Source organism: Rhodococcus cerastii (genome assembly GCF_033042195.1).
Classification (GTDB): domain Bacteria; phylum Actinomycetota; class Actinomycetes; order Mycobacteriales; family Mycobacteriaceae; genus Rhodococcoides.
Genome location: NZ_JAWLKF010000013.1, coordinates 25,581 through 42,490 on the forward strand (window position 1 = coordinate 25,581; position 16,910 = coordinate 42,490).

General features: G+C 65.2%; 19 protein-coding genes and 1 tRNA gene. 12 read left to right on the plus strand and 8 right to left on the minus strand.

Annotated elements, in window-relative coordinates; all coding sequences use genetic code 11:
* The first annotated feature begins 79 nt into the window (after window positions 1-79).
* Genes R3P93_RS19505 through R3P93_RS19515 form a run of 3 tightly spaced genes read left to right on the plus strand, consistent with a single transcriptional unit; the run spans window position 80 to window position 2,486 of the window.
* A complete protein-coding gene (locus tag R3P93_RS19505) occupies window positions 80-1,090 on the plus strand; it encodes a PHP domain-containing protein (protein WP_317533805.1) in 1,011 nt (336 codons plus the stop codon).
* Window positions 1,087-2,001, plus strand: coding sequence for an alpha/beta hydrolase family protein (locus tag R3P93_RS19510; RefSeq protein ID WP_317533806.1), 915 nt, complete (start codon window positions 1,087-1,089; stop codon window positions 1,999-2,001). The genes R3P93_RS19505 and R3P93_RS19510 overlap by 4 nt, the downstream gene beginning before the upstream one ends.
* Window positions 2,002-2,024: 23 nt before the next feature.
* Window positions 2,025-2,486, plus strand: coding sequence for a hypothetical protein (locus tag R3P93_RS19515; protein WP_317533807.1), 462 nt, complete (start codon window positions 2,025-2,027; stop codon window positions 2,484-2,486).
* Between the two features lie 244 nt (window positions 2,487-2,730).
* On the opposite strand, the gene R3P93_RS19520 is transcribed toward R3P93_RS19515, so the two are convergent.
* From R3P93_RS19520 to R3P93_RS19535, 4 genes are all read right to left on the minus strand, one after another.
* Window positions 2,731-2,821, minus strand: a tRNA-Ser gene (locus tag R3P93_RS19520).
* Window positions 2,822-2,879: 58 nt separating this feature from the next.
* Window positions 2,880-3,077: a CsbD family protein gene (locus tag R3P93_RS19525; protein WP_032380656.1), complete on the minus strand. Its 198-nt coding sequence runs from the start codon at window positions 3,075-3,077 to the stop codon at window positions 2,880-2,882.
* 93 nt (window positions 3,078-3,170) lie between these two features.
* Window positions 3,171-3,626: a nucleoside deaminase gene (locus R3P93_RS19530; RefSeq protein ID WP_317533808.1), complete on the minus strand. Its 456-nt coding sequence runs from the start codon at window positions 3,624-3,626 to the stop codon at window positions 3,171-3,173.
* Between the two features lie 3 nt (window positions 3,627-3,629).
* A complete protein-coding gene (locus R3P93_RS19535; RefSeq protein ID WP_068054716.1) occupies window positions 3,630-4,169 on the minus strand; it encodes a tRNA adenosine deaminase-associated protein in 540 nt (179 codons plus the stop codon).
* A gap of 63 nt (window positions 4,170-4,232) precedes the next feature.
* Here R3P93_RS19535 and R3P93_RS19540 point away from each other — a divergent pair, with 63 nt between their 5' ends.
* Window positions 4,233-5,204 (plus strand): prephenate dehydrogenase, encoded by a 972-nt coding sequence (locus tag R3P93_RS19540; RefSeq protein WP_394855336.1) that lies wholly within the window; start codon window positions 4,233-4,235, stop codon window positions 5,202-5,204.
* Here R3P93_RS19540 and R3P93_RS19545 read toward each other — a convergent pair.
* On the minus strand, window positions 5,177-5,692 hold the full coding sequence (locus R3P93_RS19545; protein WP_068054710.1) for a putative glycolipid-binding domain-containing protein: 516 nt from the start codon (window positions 5,690-5,692) through the stop codon (window positions 5,177-5,179). The two genes, R3P93_RS19540 and R3P93_RS19545, sit on opposite strands and share 28 nt — an antisense overlap.
* Before the next feature lie 188 nt (window positions 5,693-5,880).
* Here R3P93_RS19545 and R3P93_RS19550 point away from each other — a divergent pair, with 188 nt between their 5' ends.
* Entirely contained in the window at window positions 5,881-6,222 is a 342-nt protein-coding gene (locus R3P93_RS19550) for a hypothetical protein (protein ID WP_037188837.1), read from the plus strand.
* Here R3P93_RS19550 and R3P93_RS19555 read toward each other — a convergent pair.
* Both R3P93_RS19555 and R3P93_RS19560 read right to left on the minus strand, forming a co-directional pair.
* On the minus strand, window positions 6,219-8,042 hold the full coding sequence (locus R3P93_RS19555) for an ABC transporter ATP-binding protein (RefSeq protein ID WP_317533810.1): 1,824 nt from the start codon (window positions 8,040-8,042) through the stop codon (window positions 6,219-6,221). The genes R3P93_RS19550 and R3P93_RS19555 overlap by 4 nt on opposite strands.
* Window positions 8,035-9,828 (minus strand): ABC transporter ATP-binding protein, encoded by a 1,794-nt coding sequence (locus R3P93_RS19560; protein ID WP_317533811.1) that lies wholly within the window; start codon window positions 9,826-9,828, stop codon window positions 8,035-8,037. Before R3P93_RS19560 ends, R3P93_RS19555 begins: the two co-directional genes overlap by 8 nt.
* A 188-nt stretch (window positions 9,829-10,016) precedes the next feature.
* Here R3P93_RS19560 and R3P93_RS19565 point away from each other — a divergent pair, with 188 nt between their 5' ends.
* The 5 genes from R3P93_RS19565 (at window position 10,017) to R3P93_RS19585 (ending at window position 13,841) form a co-directional block, all read left to right on the plus strand.
* On the plus strand, window positions 10,017-11,165 hold the full coding sequence (locus R3P93_RS19565; protein WP_317533882.1) for a DNA cytosine methyltransferase: 1,149 nt from the start codon (window positions 10,017-10,019) through the stop codon (window positions 11,163-11,165).
* On the plus strand, window positions 11,162-11,578 hold the full coding sequence (locus R3P93_RS19570) for a very short patch repair endonuclease (RefSeq protein ID WP_317533812.1): 417 nt from the start codon (window positions 11,162-11,164) through the stop codon (window positions 11,576-11,578). The genes R3P93_RS19565 and R3P93_RS19570 overlap by 4 nt, the downstream gene beginning before the upstream one ends.
* Window positions 11,579-11,640: 62 nt before the next feature.
* The gene (locus R3P93_RS19575; protein WP_317533813.1) at window positions 11,641-12,681 is read left to right on the plus strand and encodes a hypothetical protein; all 1,041 of its coding nucleotides are present in this window, start codon (window positions 11,641-11,643) and stop codon (window positions 12,679-12,681) included.
* 9 nt (window positions 12,682-12,690) lie between these two features.
* Window positions 12,691-13,395 carry a DUF998 domain-containing protein gene (locus tag R3P93_RS19580; RefSeq protein ID WP_317533814.1) on the plus strand — a complete coding sequence of 235 codons (705 nt, stop codon included), beginning with the start codon at window positions 12,691-12,693 and terminating at the stop codon, window positions 13,393-13,395.
* On the plus strand, window positions 13,356-13,841 hold the full coding sequence (locus R3P93_RS19585) for a GAF domain-containing protein (RefSeq protein ID WP_121871932.1): 486 nt from the start codon (window positions 13,356-13,358) through the stop codon (window positions 13,839-13,841). Before R3P93_RS19580 ends, R3P93_RS19585 begins: the two co-directional genes overlap by 40 nt.
* On the opposite strand, the gene R3P93_RS19590 is transcribed toward R3P93_RS19585, so the two are convergent.
* The gene (locus R3P93_RS19590) at window positions 13,834-15,480 is read right to left on the minus strand and encodes a dihydroxyacetone kinase family protein (RefSeq protein WP_317533815.1); all 1,647 of its coding nucleotides are present in this window, start codon (window positions 15,478-15,480) and stop codon (window positions 13,834-13,836) included. The two genes, R3P93_RS19585 and R3P93_RS19590, sit on opposite strands and share 8 nt — an antisense overlap.
* A 65-nt stretch (window positions 15,481-15,545) precedes the next feature.
* On the opposite strand from R3P93_RS19590, the gene R3P93_RS19595 reads away from it, so the two are divergent.
* Window positions 15,546-16,097: a YceI family protein gene (locus R3P93_RS19595; protein ID WP_317533816.1), complete on the plus strand. Its 552-nt coding sequence runs from the start codon at window positions 15,546-15,548 to the stop codon at window positions 16,095-16,097.
* 38 nt (window positions 16,098-16,135) lie between these two features.
* Window positions 16,136-16,864 (plus strand): SIMPL domain-containing protein, encoded by a 729-nt coding sequence (locus tag R3P93_RS19600; protein WP_317533817.1) that lies wholly within the window; start codon window positions 16,136-16,138, stop codon window positions 16,862-16,864.
* The last annotated feature ends 46 nt before the right edge of the window (window positions 16,865-16,910 follow it).

The window sequence follows — 16,910 nt, forward strand, 5'->3', positions numbered from 1 at the left end:
AGCGACCCGGTAAGTCCCTGAGAGTTTTGTCCGTTTACCCCGTGAACGCGTGTCGGTACCGCCAGGCACAATGGACCGCATGGACCCGGTGGACGCACTTCGAGAGATCGGCTTCTGGCTCGAACGCTCTCGCTCGGACACCCACCGCGTCAAGGCCTACCGTAGGGCCGCCGATGTCGTCGAATCCCTCACGCCCACACAGCGATCCGAGCACGAGAAGGCAGACAGCTGGTCCTCGCTCGCCGGTATCGGAGCCAAGACCTCGCTGATCATTCGCCAGGCACTGACCCAGAACGTCCCGGACTATCTCCGTGAGCAGCGAGATGCGGCAGAACCGATCGGCGACAACGAACTTCGCAGCGCATTGAAGGGCGATCTGCACACCCACTCCAACTGGTCCGACGGCGGCAGCCCCATCGAGGAAATGATGCGCACCGCCGCGCGGCTCGGCCACGAATACTGCGCTCTCACCGATCATTCCCCGCGCCTCAAGGTCGCCAACGGCCTCACCGCCGAGCGCCTGCGCGCACAGCTCGACGTCATCGCCGAGCTGAACGAGCGGCTCGCACCGTTCCGCATCCTCACCGGAATCGAAGTGGACATTCTCGACGACGGATCACTCGACCAGGACGAAGGCCTGCTCGCCGAGCTGGACGTGGTGGTGGCGAGCGTGCATTCCAACCTGCGAGCCGATTCCAAGACCATGACCAAGCGGATGGTCACCGCCATCGCGAACCCGCATGTCGACGTCCTCGGTCACTGCACCGGACGGCTCGTCGAGGGTGGCCGCGGCACCAGACCCGAATCGACGTTCGACGCCCCCGTGGTGTTCGAGGGCTGCCGCCAGTTCGGCACCGCAGTGGAGATCAATGCCAGACCCGAGCGCCAGGATCCCCCCGAGCGACTGATCGACATCGCCCTCGAGCGCGACTGCCTGTTCTCCATCGACACCGACGCACATGCACCCGGGCAGCTCGACTGGCAGGGCTACGGCTGCATCCGCGCCGAAGCGCAGGGTGTGCCGGCCGAGCGCGTGATCAACACCTGGCCGCTCGCCGAACTGCTCGAGTGGACGGCTCGGCGCGCGTGAATCGTCGTCATTTCCTCGGCGGTCTGCTGACGGTCGCGTTGGTCGGCTGCAGTTCGGCCGACACCGACTCCTCACCGAGCACCGCCGAGACGTATTCTGCTGCGCTGCAACCGGTATCGGGCCCGGCCGGGGATCCCATCCGACTGAAGTACGGATACGAACCGGACAACATCGGCGACCTCTACCTCCCCGACAACAACGCCACCTCGCTCCCGGTGGTGGTGATGATTCACGGCGGCGGATGGCAGGAAGATCTCGACCTGTCGTACTTCCAGCAGATGTCGACGGCCATCGCCGACGAGGGCATCGCCGTGTGGAACGTCGAATATCGGCGCGGCCCGAACAACTGGGCCAACACCCTCTCCGACGTCGACGACGCCACCGAGGCACTGGCAACCGTCGTACAGGGTGCAGCGGACGGGAGACTCGATCTCGATCGCGTGCACGTCGCCGGACATTCCGCCGGCGGCCAACTCGCCGCATGGGTGGCGGCTCGACACCTCATGCCGGTCGACGCACCGGGCGCAGAACCGAAGATCCGACCACGCAGCGCCACCATCATGGCCGGCGTCTTCGACATGAAACGAGCAGCCGACATCGGCGGCGACAAGTTCGTGCCTGCCTTCCTCGGCGGTATGCCGAACGAGGTGCCCGGACGCTACAAGATCGCCTCACCCATCGAATACCTCCCCCTCGACGTTCCACTGACCGCGCTGCACGGTGACGCCGACCAAACCGTCTCGGTGAACCAGAGCCGCGTCTACGTCGACGCCGCCACGAAGGCAGGCAGCACCGACCCCGAGCTCGTCGTGCTGCCCGGTGCCGGCCACGGAGCGTTCCTCGACCCGAAGAACCTCGCCTGGTCGACGGCACTGAGCACCATTACCGGACGTGCGCAGACGCTGCTGTGAGCCGCAGGTGGTACACAGTTGCGATGAACGGAAAAATCGCTGCCGCATTGCTCGGGCTGATCGTCGCCGTCTCGGTTGCCGGATGTAGCAACGACACGTCGAGCGAGGAAGCGTCGAGCACACCCGCTGCCGCAACGACGACCTCTGCTGTCGCCTCCACCACGGTCCCGACCAGCACCACGGTCGAAGCACCCGCGCCTGCGCCCGATCCTGCGCCTGTTTCCGCGGTACCGCCTGCCGTCGAGCCTGCAGCTCCGACCGACGCGACCTCAGGCGTCACCGGTGAAGCGCTCTACCAGCAGACCTGTACCCAGTTTCTGCCGTCCATCGATGCGCTGGAGCAGACCGGAATCTCCGATCGCGCCGCCTCCGTCGAGGGTCTGCGCACCGAAATGACCACCGCGCCCAGCTGGAATGACGTCCCGCCCGGCGATCAGAACGAAATTCTGCGGGGACTCGACGCCGCCGGGGCTGGACAATGCTGAGCGTCTGAGTCGCGCGGGGTTCGGTTCTGCCCCAATCCCCGTCCTGCCTCGGTGATCCCGCCTCGGTGATCCCGCGCCCCGCCCCGGTGATCCCGCAAACGCGCGCGCGTTCGCCAAGTGCGCGCGAAATAGACCCGAATCGATAGCGAATCCGAACGCGTCTGACGAATGCGCGCGCATCTGCGACGAACCCCGCCCCGGCGCACAAAAAACTCCCCACCCGACGGATCGGGTGGGGAGTTCTTGGCGGTGGCGGAGGGATTTGAACCCTCGGACGGGGATTACCCGTCACACGCTTTCGAGGCGTGCTCCTTAGGCCGCTCGGACACGCCACCGCAGAAGACTGTACCGGAATGACGGCCTGAGGCTAAATCGCCTGCTCAGCGCGCAGATCTAGTTGCCGGTGAGCTTGTCCTTGATGTTCGAGGCTGCGTCCTTGACTTTCTCGGCACCGTCTTTGAATGCGGCCGAGGTCTGGTCGCCCTTGCCCTCTGCTTCGAGGTCCTTGTCTCCGGTGGCCGAACCTGCGGCTTCCTTGGCCTTGCCGCCGAGGTCTTCGGTCTTGTTCGAGATCTTGTCGCCGAGTCCCATGAGTGTCTCCTTCGCAAGTTCGGAGCGCAGCGTTGCGCTCTGCCCTCTACCCTCCACAAAATCGGACATGCAGGCCACCATGTGACGAGATCGTTATCTCTGACGGGCGAAGAATCGGGTCAACACGTCGGCGCATTCGGCTTCCAGTACACCGCCGCGGACCTGTGGCCGATGGGTGAGTCGGCGATCGCGCACGACGTCCCAGAGCGAACCGACAGCACCGGTCTTCGGCTCCCATGCTCCGAACACCACCGCTCCGACGCGGGCGAGGACCAGCGCCCCGGCGCACATCGTGCAGGGTTCCAACGTGACAGCCAGAGTGCAGCCTTCGAGTCGCCAGCCGTCACCGTGAACGGCCGCTGCTCGACGCAACGCGATCACTTCTGCATGTCCGGTGGGGTCGCCCGACGCCTCCCGAGCATTGCAGGCCCGGGCTATCTCACGTCCGGTGGCGTCGAACACGACGGCTCCGACGGGGACGTCGGCATCCGATGCCTCGGCCGCAGCCGACAGGGCTGCTCGGATCATGTCCGCGTCGGACACCGGCATCGGTTACCGCCGCAGCTTGTCCACCGCTGCGGCGAACTCGCTTTCGAAACCCAGTCGTTCGGCAATGGACTGCAGTTGCTCGTCCGGATAGTCGTCGGTCTCGGCGACGATGATGCCGAGCACGGCCTCGGGTAGTCCGAGGTCCGCCAGTAGGGCGAGGTCGCCCTCTTCGTAGGGCTCGATGTCGTCGAGTTCATCGGGGTCGACGTCGGGGATCTCGATGTTCAACGCATCGAGAACATCCGCGGCGATTTCGTAGTCCACTGCGGCGACCGCGTCGGACAGCAGGAGTCGGGTGCCGTTCGGTGCGGGACGCAGGATGACGAAGAATTCCTCGTCGACGTCGAGCAGCCCGAACACAGCTCCCGAGCTGCGAAGTTCACGCAGTTCGGTCTCTGCCGCCGACAGGCTGGTCAATGCGTCGTCGGACAGCGGCGTGACAGTCCACTTGCCTTCCTCTCGGACAACTGCAACGCCGAATCCCTCGAGGTCGTCGTACTCCGGTGCGGATGCGCGGTTGTTGTTCGCGCGCTGTGCGGCCATGCGCGCAACGGTAGTCCGGTAGGGGCCTGTACTCGAAGTCCACCTCCCGTCGACGTCACCCACCTGTGCCAATCTGATCCGGTGACTTCTTCCTCGGTGTGCGTTCTGGGTCTCGGATTGATCGGCGGGTCGATCCTGCGCGCGGCTCACGATGCGGGTCGTCCGGTGTGGGGATGGAACCGATCGGCCGACGCGATCGCCGGTGCTATCGCCGATGGCTACGACGTCGGCACAGACCTGACAGCTGCTCTGAGCAGGGCCGCAGCACAGGACGCGTTGATCGTCATCGCGGTTCCGATGCCTGCCGTCGACTCCGTTCTGGCGGCAATCGCCGAGCACGCGCCCGCTGCTCCGATCACCGATGTGGTCAGCGTCAAAGCCGAGGTGGCCTCGGCAGTAGCGGCTCGCGGACTGCAGGCCCGCTACGTCGGTGGGCATCCGATGGCCGGCACCAACCAGTCCGGCTGGTCGGCCACCGATCCCACGTTGTTCGTCGACGCGGTGTGGGTGGTGGCCACCGACCCGGGAGTAGACGCCGACGTGTGGACGAGGGTGGCCCGGCTCGCGCTGGATTGCGGTTCGGTGGTGGTGCCGGCCGAGAGCGTCGAGCACGACCGCGCCGTCGCGAGAATCTCTCATCTACCCCACCTGCTGGCCGAGGCGCTGGCGATGGTCGGGGCGGCAGGCGGACCGCTGGCGTTGGGCCTGGCCGCCGGCTCGTTCCGAGACGGCACGCGGGTGGCGTCGTCGTCGCCGAATCTCGTCCGCGCAATGACCGAGGGTAACGCAGCCGCTCTGCGCACCGCACTCGACGAGGCGCTGGCCGCGCTCACCGCAGCGCGCGAGGAACTGGACGAGGGCTCGACGAAAACGCTGGTCGACGCCGGCAACATCGCGCGCCTGCAATACGAGCAGCATCAACGCTTCGAGATCACCGATATCACCCCGGGCGAACCGGGTTGGCGACAGAAGCTGCAGGACGCGGGTCGACGCGGTGGCGTCGTGCGTCAGATCCGTTCGGCCAGTCCCGGGTAATCGAGGACGAATCCGTCGGCGTCGACCGTGACGGACGAGGTGGAGACCGGGGAGATGACGTGGATGCCCTCGGAACCGCTGCTGTAGGTCAGCGTGGCCTCTTGAATGCTGAGGTCGAGCACGTTCACGTAGACCGTGGGCACCTCGAGGTCCTGGACCTGAGTGTGCAGACCGAATCGACGGATCGGCAGAGTGTTGAAGAAGGGGCTGAGCACCATGTCGACGTCGAGTGCGCCACTGTAGGTCGAGCGCTGATGGCTGGTGCTGTTCTCCACCATCCAGTAGCCCTCGTCGTCGCGGCTGACGGACGCCTGCCGGTCACCGGACGCGAGCGAGGTGCGCACCGAGAGCCGCTTGGTGACGCCGTATTCGTCGGTCACCAGGTCGTAGGACGCGCTGAAGGCGGGGTGATCGCTGCACGCAGCGCCGATGATGCGTCCGGCAGCCTTGATGCGATTGCCGGAGAGCTGTACTCGCACGGACTCCATGCGGGGAACATCGTGGGCTCGCCACGTCAGGATCGAGGGCCAGGTTTTCGCGTCGGTGGAATCGGACGCGGGGACGGAGGCATGCTCGGCACCCGATGCTTGAGTGATCACCCACCTACGGTAGGCGACGAGGCCCCCAGAAGATCAAGCGGACGTGCCTTTTCTCGCAGTTCATTAAGGTTGTGCCCGTGACGACAGAGAACACCGGCGGCGGTCAGTTCGATTTCGCGCATTCCGAACAGGCCGCGAAGAGTCGACAGGACAAGGCGACAGCCCTCGCGCGTTACGTGTGGGATCGCGGCATCACCGGTGCCGAGCTCCTCGACCTCACCGACGCCGTCCGCCGAAAGCTGGCCCGCGCTGCCGACCTACACCCACCGAGCACGATGGAGACGTGGACCATCGTGGCCGAATTGCTCGACCGTAAATCCGCATGGGCGGCCGAACACCCGGGCCACGACGGCGCGACGCCCCAGCACTCGGACGAGAAGATCATGTGGGTCAAGCCGCCGATCACTCCCTGGACCTAGACCAGCGAGTCCTCCCACGCCTCGTGCAGGTGTGCGAAGCGTCCCTCTCCCGCGATGAGGTCCTCGGGGGTTCCGTCCTCGACGATGTTTCCGTCGGCCATGACGAGTACCCGATCGGCGATCGCCACCGTCGACAGGCGGTGCGCGATGATCAGCGCAGTTCGCCCCTGCAGGATCGTCTCGAGCGCGCGCTGCACCAGCCGCTCGCTCGGAATGTCCAGACTCGACGTTGCCTCGTCCAGCACGATCACCGACGGCGCCGCGAGGAACACCCGTGCAAAGGCCACCAATTGCCTTTGGCCCGAGGACAATCGACCTCCACGCTTGCGCACGTCCGTGTCGATTCCCTCCGGTAGCGACGCGATGAACTCCGTCAGTCCGACGGCGTCGGCCGCTGCCCTTACCTCCGCATCGGTCGCGGTGGGGCGGCCGAGTCGGATGTTGTCTGCCACCGAACCGGAGAACAGGAACGACTCCTGTGTCACCATCACGACGTTGCGACGCAGGTCCTCGTCGCTGATCTGCCGCATGTCGATGCCGTCGAGTCGGACGGCTCCGGCCGTCGGATCGTAGAAGCGCGCCAACAGCTTTGCCAGTGTCGACTTGCCCGCTCCGGTGGCTCCGACCATCGCGACCACCTGTCCGGCGGGTACGTGCAGCGAGAATTCCGGCAGCACGACGCGTTCGGGGCCGTAGGAGAAGTGCACGTCGTCGAACGTGATGTCGCCCTTGGCCGTTCCGATCTCCACCGGGTTCTTCGGTGCCGTCACCGACGGTTCCTCTTCGAGCACACCGGAGATCTTCTCCAGGGCAGCGGCGGCGGACTGGTAGGCGTTGAAGACCATCGCCAGCTCGTCGAGCGGCCCGTAGAACCGGCGCAGATACAGCACGTAGGCCGCGAGCACACCGATCTCCATGTGGCCGTTGATCACTCGCCAGCTACCGAACACCAGGATGATCGCGAGCGTGACGTTGCCGATCCAGCGCACGATGCCGGTGTAGCTCGCCATACCGCGCAGCGCTGCGGTGGTGGCGTCGCGATACTCCGAATCCTCGGTGCTGAGAATGGCGTCGTTGCGGCCCTCGCGCCGGAACACCTGCACGGCGCGGATGCCGCCCATGGATTCGACGAAGTGGACCACGACGCGCGCGATCGCCACCCGTGTTCGACGGTATCCCTGACGTTGTCGACGCTGCGACCACCGGGTGACGAGGACCAGCGGAACGAATCCGGCCAGCACGATCATCGCCATCGGAACGTCGAGGTACACCAGGATGATCGCGATCGACACCATCGACAGGATGGCCGTCAGCGCATCGTTGAGCGCGCTCTCGAGCAATGTCTGCAGCGATTCGACATCGCTGGTCAGTCGAGAGATCAACCGTCCCGAGGTGTACTTCTCGTGGAACGACAGGCTCAGCTTCTGGGCATGATCGAACACCCGTCCGCGCAGGTCGTAGAGGATGTTCTGACTCAGCCGACCGGAGACGGTGAGAAAGGCGTAGGTGGTGAGCATCCCGAGCAGACCGAAGCCGGTGTAGCCGCCGATCGCCCACATCAACGGAGCCCAATCACCCTGTGCTGCAGCGCCGACACCGTTGTCCAGCGCGTAGGCGATGAACAAAGGACCGGCAACGTAGGTGATGTTGTCGACCAGAATGATCAGGAACGACAGCAGGGCCTGCTTCTTGTACGGCCGCACCAACGAGGCGAGCAACCGTCGAGAACGCCCAGCCAACACCAAGTTTCCGGTTGCGTCGACCTCCGATTCCTCGCCGCCGACGCCGCGCCAATCCGCCGCTGCAGTTTGCTCAGCCATGAATCGACCCCATCACCTCGCGGTACCGCGGCGACGTCGCCAGCAGTCCCTCGTGTGTTCCCTGCTCCACAATTCTTCCGTTCTCGAGATACAGCACGCGGTCGGCCAACGCAGCGGTCGACGGCCGGTGTGCCACCAGCACTGTCGTCGAGTGCGCCAACACGCGCCGCAATTCCTTCTGCACTTTGGCTTCGGTGTCCACGTCGAGCGCAGACAGCGGGTCGTCGAGCACCAGCACCCGCGGTTTGCCCAGCACCGCCCGCGCCAGTGCGAGCCGCTGCCGCTGCCCACCGGACAGACTCATGCCCTGCTCACCGATACGGGTGGCCAGGCCCCAGGGCAACTGCTCGACGAAATCCGTTGCGTGCGCGATCTCCAACGCCTCGGCAATCTCGGCATCGGTCGCGTCGGGCGAACCGAGCGCGATGTTCTCGCGCGCACTGGCCGAGAACAACACCGGATCCTCGAACGCCACGGTGACGATCGACCGGAGATCGGCCAACCGCATCGAGGCCACGTCGATACCGTCGATGGTGATGGAACCCTCGGTGGCGTCGAACAGCCGAGGGACGAGGTTCGTCAGCGCAGTCTTTCCGCTACCGGTGTTGCCGACCAGCGCGACGGTCTCCCCTGGCTCGATGACGAAGCTGACGTCGGTGAGCAGGGGCGAGGACGCGTCGGGAAAGGTGAATCCGACGCGATCGAATTGCACTCGGCCACGGATTCTTTCGGGCAATTCGACGGGATTGTCCGGATCGGTCACGGTTTCGGGAGTATCCATGATCTCCCAGTACCGATCCGCTGCCGTGCGCGCGTTGTTCAGCTCGGCCAGGAGATACCCGAAGGATTCGATCGGCCACAGCAGGAAGGTGACGATGGCGATGGCCGCGACGAGCGTGCCGACCGTCATGGTGCCCTGCACGATCGAGTACGTACCCACCGCCAAGATCGCACCGATGGTGATCGGCTGCAGCCCGACGATCACCGCCCAGATGATCGCCAGGTAGCGCACCTTCTTCAGCTCGGTGCCCCGCAATGTGCGGGCCTGACGCAGAAACTGCTTGCCCAAGTGAGCACTTCGCCCGAACGCCTTGAGGACGCGGATGCCCTGGATGGATTCCTCGACCGTCGTCGTGACGTCGCCGGCCTGATCCTGAGCGTCCCGGGCCACGACGCGATAGAGCGTCTCGAACTTGGTGCAGGCGATCACCAGCGGTACCGACGTCACCAGCATGATCAGCCCCAATTGCCAGGACTGCACCAGCAATACGCCGATGCCCACGACCAGTGTCACGGCGTTGATGATGATGAACGGGCCGATGAAGGCCATGAACCGCCGCAGCGAACCGAGGTCTGCGATGGCACGCGAGAGCAGCTGACCCGATTCCCAGCTCTCGTGAGCCGAGACCGACAGTCGCTGCAGTTTATCGAATACCGTTGCGCGCGCTGAAATCTCGAACTGACTCGACGGGCGGGAGACCAGGTAGCGGCGAACCCAGATGCCGAGTGCATCGATGGTGCCGAGCAACAGGACGAATGCCGCAGGCCACCAGACAGCAGAGAAATTGCGATCGGTGATGGGGCCGTCGATGACGCGTTGCATCACCAACGGAATCACCAGCCCGGTCATGGTGGCGATCAGCGAGACCACGATCGAGGCGATGTAGAACCACTTGTACGGCAGCAGAAACGGCGCGAAACGGCGCAGTGAGCTGGGCGGCTTCGCGGTGTCCGGGTATGGCTGATCGAGGGTTCGGGTTTCGGGATCGAGCACACCCGTAGACACAGTTCTTCTCCTTATTGCTGTGCTCGAATGATTTCATTGCACAGGCTCAGTTTCCAACCGATTTTTCGGCCCTCGCATTCCAGTGTGAAACCTCGAGCGTGGTCGAGGTCAAGTGCACGAGCCGTCACCGACTCTCGAGTAACGTAGGGCCGTCGGGCGAGAGAAGGGCACACGTGAGCGCACGGTCGATGGTCGGGTTGTTCGCGGGGATCGGCGGGCTCGAGCTGGGGTTGGCCGAGGCGGGCTGGACGACGCAGTTGCTGTGCGAGATCGATCCCGGAGCCGGGGCCGTGCTGAAAGCGCGCATGCCCGAGACACCCCTGCACACCGATGTCACCACTCTCCGGAGCCTGCCCGCCGACACCGAACTGGTCGCAGCCGGCTTCCCGTGTCAGGACCTGTCTCAGGCCGGACGCACCGCGGGCATCACCGGTGCCCGTTCCGGTTTGGTGGACGAGGTGTTTCGGCTGGTCTCGCGTCGACGCGGTCCGCGCTGGCTGCTGATGGAGAACGTGCCGTTCATGCTGCAGCTCGGACGGGGGGCCGCCATGCGCCACATCACCGACGCGCTCGAGGACCTCGGGTACATGTGGGCCTACCGCGTCGTCGACGCCCGGGCGTTCGGTCTGCCGCAGCGTCGCCAGCGCGTGGTGATGCTGGCCTCGCGCACCGACGATCCGCGGGAGGTGCTGTTCTCGCAGGATGTAGGCCCGCTGCCCGACGGCGATCCCGCCACGCAGCCGTGCGGCTTCTACTGGACCGAGGGCATCCGCGGCCTGGGCTGGGCGGTCAACGCGGTCCCGACACTCAAGGGCGGATCTTCCCTCGGCATCGCCAGTCCCCCGGCGGTTCGGTTGCCGTCCGGAGAGATCGTCACTCCCGGCATCATCGGTGCCGAGCGTCTGCAGGGATTCGATCCGGAGTGGACACTGCCTGCCGTCCAGCAGCCCGGCGTCCGCAGCGGACATCGCTGGAAGCTCGTCGGCAATGCCGTCAGTGTGCGGATGGCGTCATGGGCGGCGAGCGCCCTCGACGACCCGAAGCCGTACGACGCATCGAAGGATCTGGCTCTGCTACCTGGTCAGGCCTGGCCGACTGCAGCGTGGGGACGCGATCGGACGACATTCAAGGTGACGGTATCGACCATGCCGGTGCACGAGCCCTACGAGGACCTGATCGATTTCCTGGACGACGCGAAGCTGCTCTCCGCGAGAGCCACCGCCGGGTTCCTCAAGCGGGCACGAACCGGCAATCTTCGCTTCGCACCAGGCTTTCTCGACGACCTCGACGCCCATCTCGAGCGTATGGGCGGGTACGCCGAGCGGGTTCCGGTGTGAGCGCAGACCGGCCCGTCACCGACGCCAAGACCAGTGCGCGGCTGAGCAAGCAGCGCCGTCGCGACACCAAACCCGAGGTGGCGCTGCGGCAGGCGCTGCACCGTCGAGGTCTGCGCTATTTCGTCGATCGTGCTCCGTTGAAGGGCATGAGGCGTCGAGCAGATCTGGTCTTTCCCAAACGCAAGGTCGCGGTCTATGTCGACGGCTGCTTCTGGCACAGCTGCCCGGTGCACGCGACCAAGCCCCGCAACAACGCGCAGTGGTGGGCCGACAAGCTGGCCGCGAACGTCGCCCGCGATCGAGACACCGACGCCAAGCTCCTCGCGGAGGGCTGGCGCGTGGTGCGCATCTGGGAACACGAGGACCCCGCCGTAGCAGCCGACCGCGTGGTCGACGAACTTGCCGCAGAGTGAAACCTCCGCCACTCCGCGCGCGTCCAACCCCATGATCGGTTGATTCGAGTTCGGGGGAAACGGTGCGTAGAAATTGGTTGCTCGCGGCGGTGGCGGCGATGTCGGTATCGACGAGCGGATGCGCGGTGGTCCTGCTGGGCAATGCGCTCCCCGCAGGCAGTTCGTCGCCACAGAACAGATACGGGTTCGAGATGTCCGACGCAGACCGGTACCTCGCGGACTCGGCAGCGTTCGTACGCAGCCTCGACCCCTGCGGTTTTCTCACCGAGGACGACCTCGCGCCCTTGGGCGCAGTGGTGCAGCTGCGGCCCGACGGCGAATTGAGCACGTGCTCGGCAAGCCTGAAGCCCGCGAAATCGAGCGCCACCGACTCCGTCTCCATCGATCTGAACGGATATCAGCCGACGCCGGACGATCCCCGCTTCGAGCAGATCACGATCGATGGCGAACAGGTGTACCTCGAAGACTCCTCGCGAGGGTCGTGCCGCATCAGCTTTCCGCTTCGCGACGAGTTCGACGGTGCCACCCCGGGGGCCATGGACGGCTTCCTCACCGAATCCGGTCGTAGTTTTGCCACGATCGACGTCTACCGCGCCGACGCGGACGCGTGTGCTGCGGCGACAACCGTCGCCGAAACCGCACTCGGCCTGCTGAAAGACCCACCTTTGCGGGCCGATTCCAAGTACAACCTCCCGCTGGCCATGAAAGATCCGTGTGCCGTCCTCGAACACCTGCCCGCGACGTGGACGGTGGGCCGGTGGAACCCTCCCGCCGCTCCGTACCGATGCCACTTCACGGCATCCTCGTCGACGTTCGAGGACAACCTGGTGATGCTCGACGTCACGCTCACCTACGTCGATGCCGATCTGCGTTCGACGGACAGCGAGACCGTCCGGCAGGGCGGCTACACCGTCGACACACGCGCCCTGGATTCGTCGTGCTTCGCTGACATCGTGTTGGGCAACCCCGTGCTCGGCATGCCCGAGAACGAGGAATATGCCGCGCGCTTTGCCCGCACGGTTCCCACACTGTCCGTCCTGGCCGACGATTGCGAGTCCGCGACAGCACTGGCGGTGGCAGCCGCCGATGTCCTGACTGGCTAGCCTTGGTCGGTGCGTTCGAGAACTGAAGGCGTGGATATCCGACGCGTCGTAGCGGCGATCTGCTTGATCCTCGCCGGACTGCTGTACTCCGCGTGGGTGGCCGAATTCTTCCTCGACACCGGTCTCGACCCGACCACATCGTTCCTCAGCGAACTGGACGCCCGCGATCAGCCGTACCGCGAATTCTTCTCCACCGCAGACGTCGTCACGGGTTCACTGATGATTCTCGCCGCGATTCTCGGCTTCCTCGCAACCCCGCGTCGACGGCTTGTCGTCACCGGTTGGGTGGCGTCGGGCATCTTCGGTATCGCGACCATCGCCGACGCGAAACTCCCCCTCGAGTGTGTGGCGGCCGACGATCCGAGTTGCCCGATCGAGCCGAGCGGGTTGTTTCCCCAACTCCACCATCTCCACGCCCTGACCAGCACCGTCGCGGTGTTCGCGATCTTCACCGTCATGATCGCGTTCACGGTGGCCGCGTTCCGCTACCGGCTGTACCCGCTGCTTCGCACCCTGGGCCTGGCTGTCCTGATCGTCACGACATTGGCCACCGCGTGGCTGCTGATCGCCGACAATCTACCCGGTGAGTACGGTCTCGGCATCGCGCAACGGATTCAAGTGGGCGGCATGTCGGCGTATCTGGTGGTGCTGGGGTGTGCGCTTAGACTCGGCGTATGTCCTTCACCGCAACCGAACTCGACGGTTCCAAGGTAGAGCAGTACCAGCAGCTCACCGAGCAGGCACGTGGACTGGTGTTCGAGGAATCGAACCTCGTCGCCAACGCCGCCAACCTGTCTGCGCTGGTGTATCACGCTCTGCCCGAGGTCAATTGGGTCGGATTCTACCTGTACGACGGCACCGAACTGGTGGTCGGGCCGTTTCAGGGTCAGCCCGCCTGCGTGCGCATCGCTCTGAGCAAGGGTGTCTGCGGCGCCGCAGCGACCACCCGAGAGACGCAACGCGTCGCCGACGTCCATGCCTTCCCGGGCCACATCGCGTGCGATGCCAACACTCGCTCCGAGGTCGTCGTACCGCTGTACCAGGGCGAGACCCTGATCGGTGTGTTCGATCTGGACAGCCCTGTACCGGACCGCTTCGACGCCGACGATCAGGCCGGCCTCGAAGCGATCGCGCAGGTCTTTCTCGGTTCGATCAGCTAGAAGCTGCCGCCTCGAAGAACCAGGCCATGACCAGTGCGCCAGGATCGACGACGCCTCGCGCGGCCTCACCGACGTAGCTGGCGCGGCCGCGGTTGGCGGTGATGTCCTTCGTCGATTCGGCTCCGGTTTTCGCGGCGTCGGCGGCCTGCTGCAGGGTGCCGCCGTCTTTCTCGAGTGCATCGACGGCAGGGGCGATGGCGTCGACCATCGTCTTGTCGCCCACCCGTGCGCCACCGAGTTCGGTGATGCTGTCGAGGCCTGCCCGCGCGGCCCGTCCGATAGCCGCGAGATCCGGCTCGGATTCCAGCATCGTCCGGTAGAACTGGCGGAACCAGATACCGAACAGCGCGCCGGAGGTACCGCCCGCGTGGCCGAGGTAGGCCTCGGACACTGCCTCGAATACCGTTGCTGCCGAATAGGTTTCCTTGACGGCATCCAGATCGAGCTGTTCGAGTGCGGCCACCATGTTGGTTCCGAAGTCGCCGTCGCCTGCCTTGCGGTCCAGGTCGGTCAGGGCCGGTTCTTCGTCGAGTACCCGCTGCGCCCATGTCCCGATCCACTTCGATGCGAACGCCGACACCTCTCCGGTGTCGGAGGGCTCGAACGAGGGCCCGAAGCCGCCGCGTTCGGCCACCGGCTTCACGCCACGGCTGTGGGCGTTGGGCCAGCCGGGAGCGTCGGTGGGTGCGTCCCAGAGTTCGAGCAATTCGTCGTCTGCGCGAACGAGGGTGATGGAGGCTCCGCCCATGTTGAGCGCGGTGACGAAGCTGCCGACGAGCGAGCGGGAGATCTCGATCCCTTTGCCGTGCAGGTATTCCGAGAGTTCACCGAACAACAGATGCAGCTCGAGCGGGTGCGTTGCCCCGAGCCCGTTGACCACCGCGATCACCGATTCGCCCGAGCTCAAGCCGAGCGAGTCCACGATGGGATCGGTCAGTTTCGCGACGATCTCCTGTGCGGGAAGCCCTGGCACTCGGTCGGTGCCACGTTCTCCGTGGATGCCGATGCCGAGTTCGATTTCCTCCGAGGGGAGGTCGAACGAGGGAGCATCGGCGCCCGGAAGCGTCGGCGGATTCATCGCGACGGCCATGCTGCGTGCGTTCTCCGCGGTTCGACGCCCCAGCGCAACCACCGCCTGCAGGCTGTCGCCACGTTCTGCCGCTGCGCCGCAAACCTTTTCGACGACGATGGTCGCTGCGGTGCCGCGGCGACCCGGGCCGTCCTCGCTCTCGCTGGCCACGTCGTCGTCGACGAGAACGACGTCGGCGACAATGCCGTCCTCCTGCAACAACTCTCGGGCGATCTTGAAGTTCATCACGTCACCGGTGTAGTTCTTCACGATGTGCACCACGCCGCCGCCGGAGTCCACCGCCTTGGATGCCTCGTGCACCTGGAGGGCGTTGGGTGAGGTGAACACCAGGCCCGGGCACGCGCCGGTGAGCATGCCGCGGCCGATGAAGCCGGCGTGCAGCGGCTCGTGACCGGATCCCCCACCGGAGAGCAAGGCGACCTGGCCGTCGGAGATGCGATAGCGACGCGTCAGGTAGCCGGGGTCGGCATGCCAGGCGATGTCGTCGGTGGCGGCGACGAAGCCGCGGAGGGCGTCGGCGACGAATGTTCGAGGGGAATTGGAGAACATGCCTCCACCCTAACCACCTGCGGCGCGTCCCTTCGTCGGTTCTGCGGGACGGATACAGTCGAGCCATGAGTACCGAGACCTGGACGCTCGACGCATCGGACGGCGGGCAGTTGGCTGTTCGGACGGATGTCGCAGGAAGGGCATCCAAGATGGGGCATCGCCTCACGATTGCGGTGACCTCCTGGACTGCGACGGTCGAGTGGGCTGGGGACGCACCTACCGCGGTCACCTTGACCGCCGAGGTGAGTTCGCTCGATGTGGTCCACGGCGAGGGTGGACTGACACCCTTGATCGGACCGGAGAAGATCGTGGCGAAAGCCAACGCGCTCAAGAGCTTCGACGCCGACCGATATCCATCGATTCGATTCCGTTCGACGGAGGTCACCGCCGTCGACGCCGGATTTCGACTGTCAGGCATGGCCGAGATACACGGCGTGACGAGGGAGATCACCGTCGATGTCGACGTCACCGACCTCGGCGATCGATGGAAGATCGGGTCCGAAACCACTGTGCGTCAGTCGGATTACAAGATCACCCCGTATTCGCAGATGTTCGGAGCCATGAAGGTGGTGGACGAAGTCACCGTGACGTTCGACGCCGAGTATCGCAAACCCTGAGCCTTTCCAATTCACCTGCAATGGTGGACACTACGGCGGTGAGTCGAAACAGATGGATGGTCGGATCCTGCGCATCGGCACTGGTGCTGGCCGTAGCCCTGACTGCGGGCTGCAGCAGTCCCGCGACCACGTCCGCCGAGGGACCTCCCGGAGTGAACGTCAACGGCGTCGGAGAAGTCCAGGGTGCACCGGACACCTTGACGACCCAGATCGGCGTTCAGGCCACGGCCGAGGACGTCACCGCCGCTATCGAACAGGCGAATGCTGCGGTCACCGAGGTGACGGACGCGGTCATCGCAGCCGGTGTCGCTCGCGAGGACATCCAGACTCAACAGGTGTCGATCGATCCGCAGTACTCCGGAGCACTGCCGGGCGGCACCTCGGCCATCTCCGGATATCAGGCCACCAACACCTTGCAGGTTACGGTTCGCGACCTGTCGAAGGCGTCCGCAGTTCTGGGTGATGCCACATCGGCCGGCGGCAACGCGACCCGAATCTCCGGGGTCTCGTTCAAGATCGACGACGATTCCGAGCTGATCACCGATGCTCGGTCCAGGGCGTTCGCCGATGCCCGCGATCGGGCCGAGCAGTATGCGACGCTCGCAGGCGGAGAACTCGGCGATGTTCTGTCGATCACGGAGTCGATCACCGGCCAGGAGCAACCGATGGCCTCACGCGAGTCCGCTTCGTTCGACACAGCAGTACCTATCGAACCGGGACAGCAGACCGTCAGCGTGTCCGTGTCGGTGAAGTGGGCGTTGAACTAGGACAGAGTGAGTTGCTGCTGCAACGGTTGCTCCACTCCGGTGCTGC

Bases quoted from the DNA above. Each gene is read 5' to 3' on its own strand.
- R3P93_RS19565 (WP_317533882.1), top strand. From the start codon at position 10,017: ATGGTCGGGTTGTTCGCGGGGATCGGCGGGCTCGAGCTGGGGTTGGCC.
- R3P93_RS19545 (WP_068054710.1), bottom strand. From the start codon at position 5,692: ATGGAGTCCGTGCGAGTACAGCTCTCCGGCAATCGCATCAAGGCTGCC.
- R3P93_RS19515 (WP_317533807.1), top strand. From the start codon at position 2,025: ATGAACGGAAAAATCGCTGCCGCATTGCTCGGGCTGATCGTCGCCGTC.
- R3P93_RS19555 (WP_317533810.1), bottom strand. From the start codon at position 8,042: ATGGCTGAGCAAACTGCAGCGGCGGATTGGCGCGGCGTCGGCGGCGAG.
- R3P93_RS19585 (WP_121871932.1), top strand. From the start codon at position 13,356: ATGTCCTTCACCGCAACCGAACTCGACGGTTCCAAGGTAGAGCAGTAC.
- R3P93_RS19530 (WP_317533808.1), bottom strand. From the start codon at position 3,626: ATGCCGGTGTCCGACGCGGACATGATCCGAGCAGCCCTGTCGGCTGCG.
- R3P93_RS19535 (WP_068054716.1), bottom strand. From the start codon at position 4,169: ATGGCCGCACAGCGCGCGAACAACAACCGCGCATCCGCACCGGAGTAC.
- R3P93_RS19590 (WP_317533815.1), bottom strand. From the start codon at position 15,480: ATGTTCTCCAATTCCCCTCGAACATTCGTCGCCGACGCCCTCCGCGGC.
- R3P93_RS19595 (WP_317533816.1), top strand. From the start codon at position 15,546: ATGAGTACCGAGACCTGGACGCTCGACGCATCGGACGGCGGGCAGTTG.
- R3P93_RS19505 (WP_317533805.1), top strand. From the start codon at position 80: ATGGACCCGGTGGACGCACTTCGAGAGATCGGCTTCTGGCTCGAACGC.
- R3P93_RS19525 (WP_032380656.1), bottom strand. From the start codon at position 3,077: ATGGGACTCGGCGACAAGATCTCGAACAAGACCGAAGACCTCGGCGGC.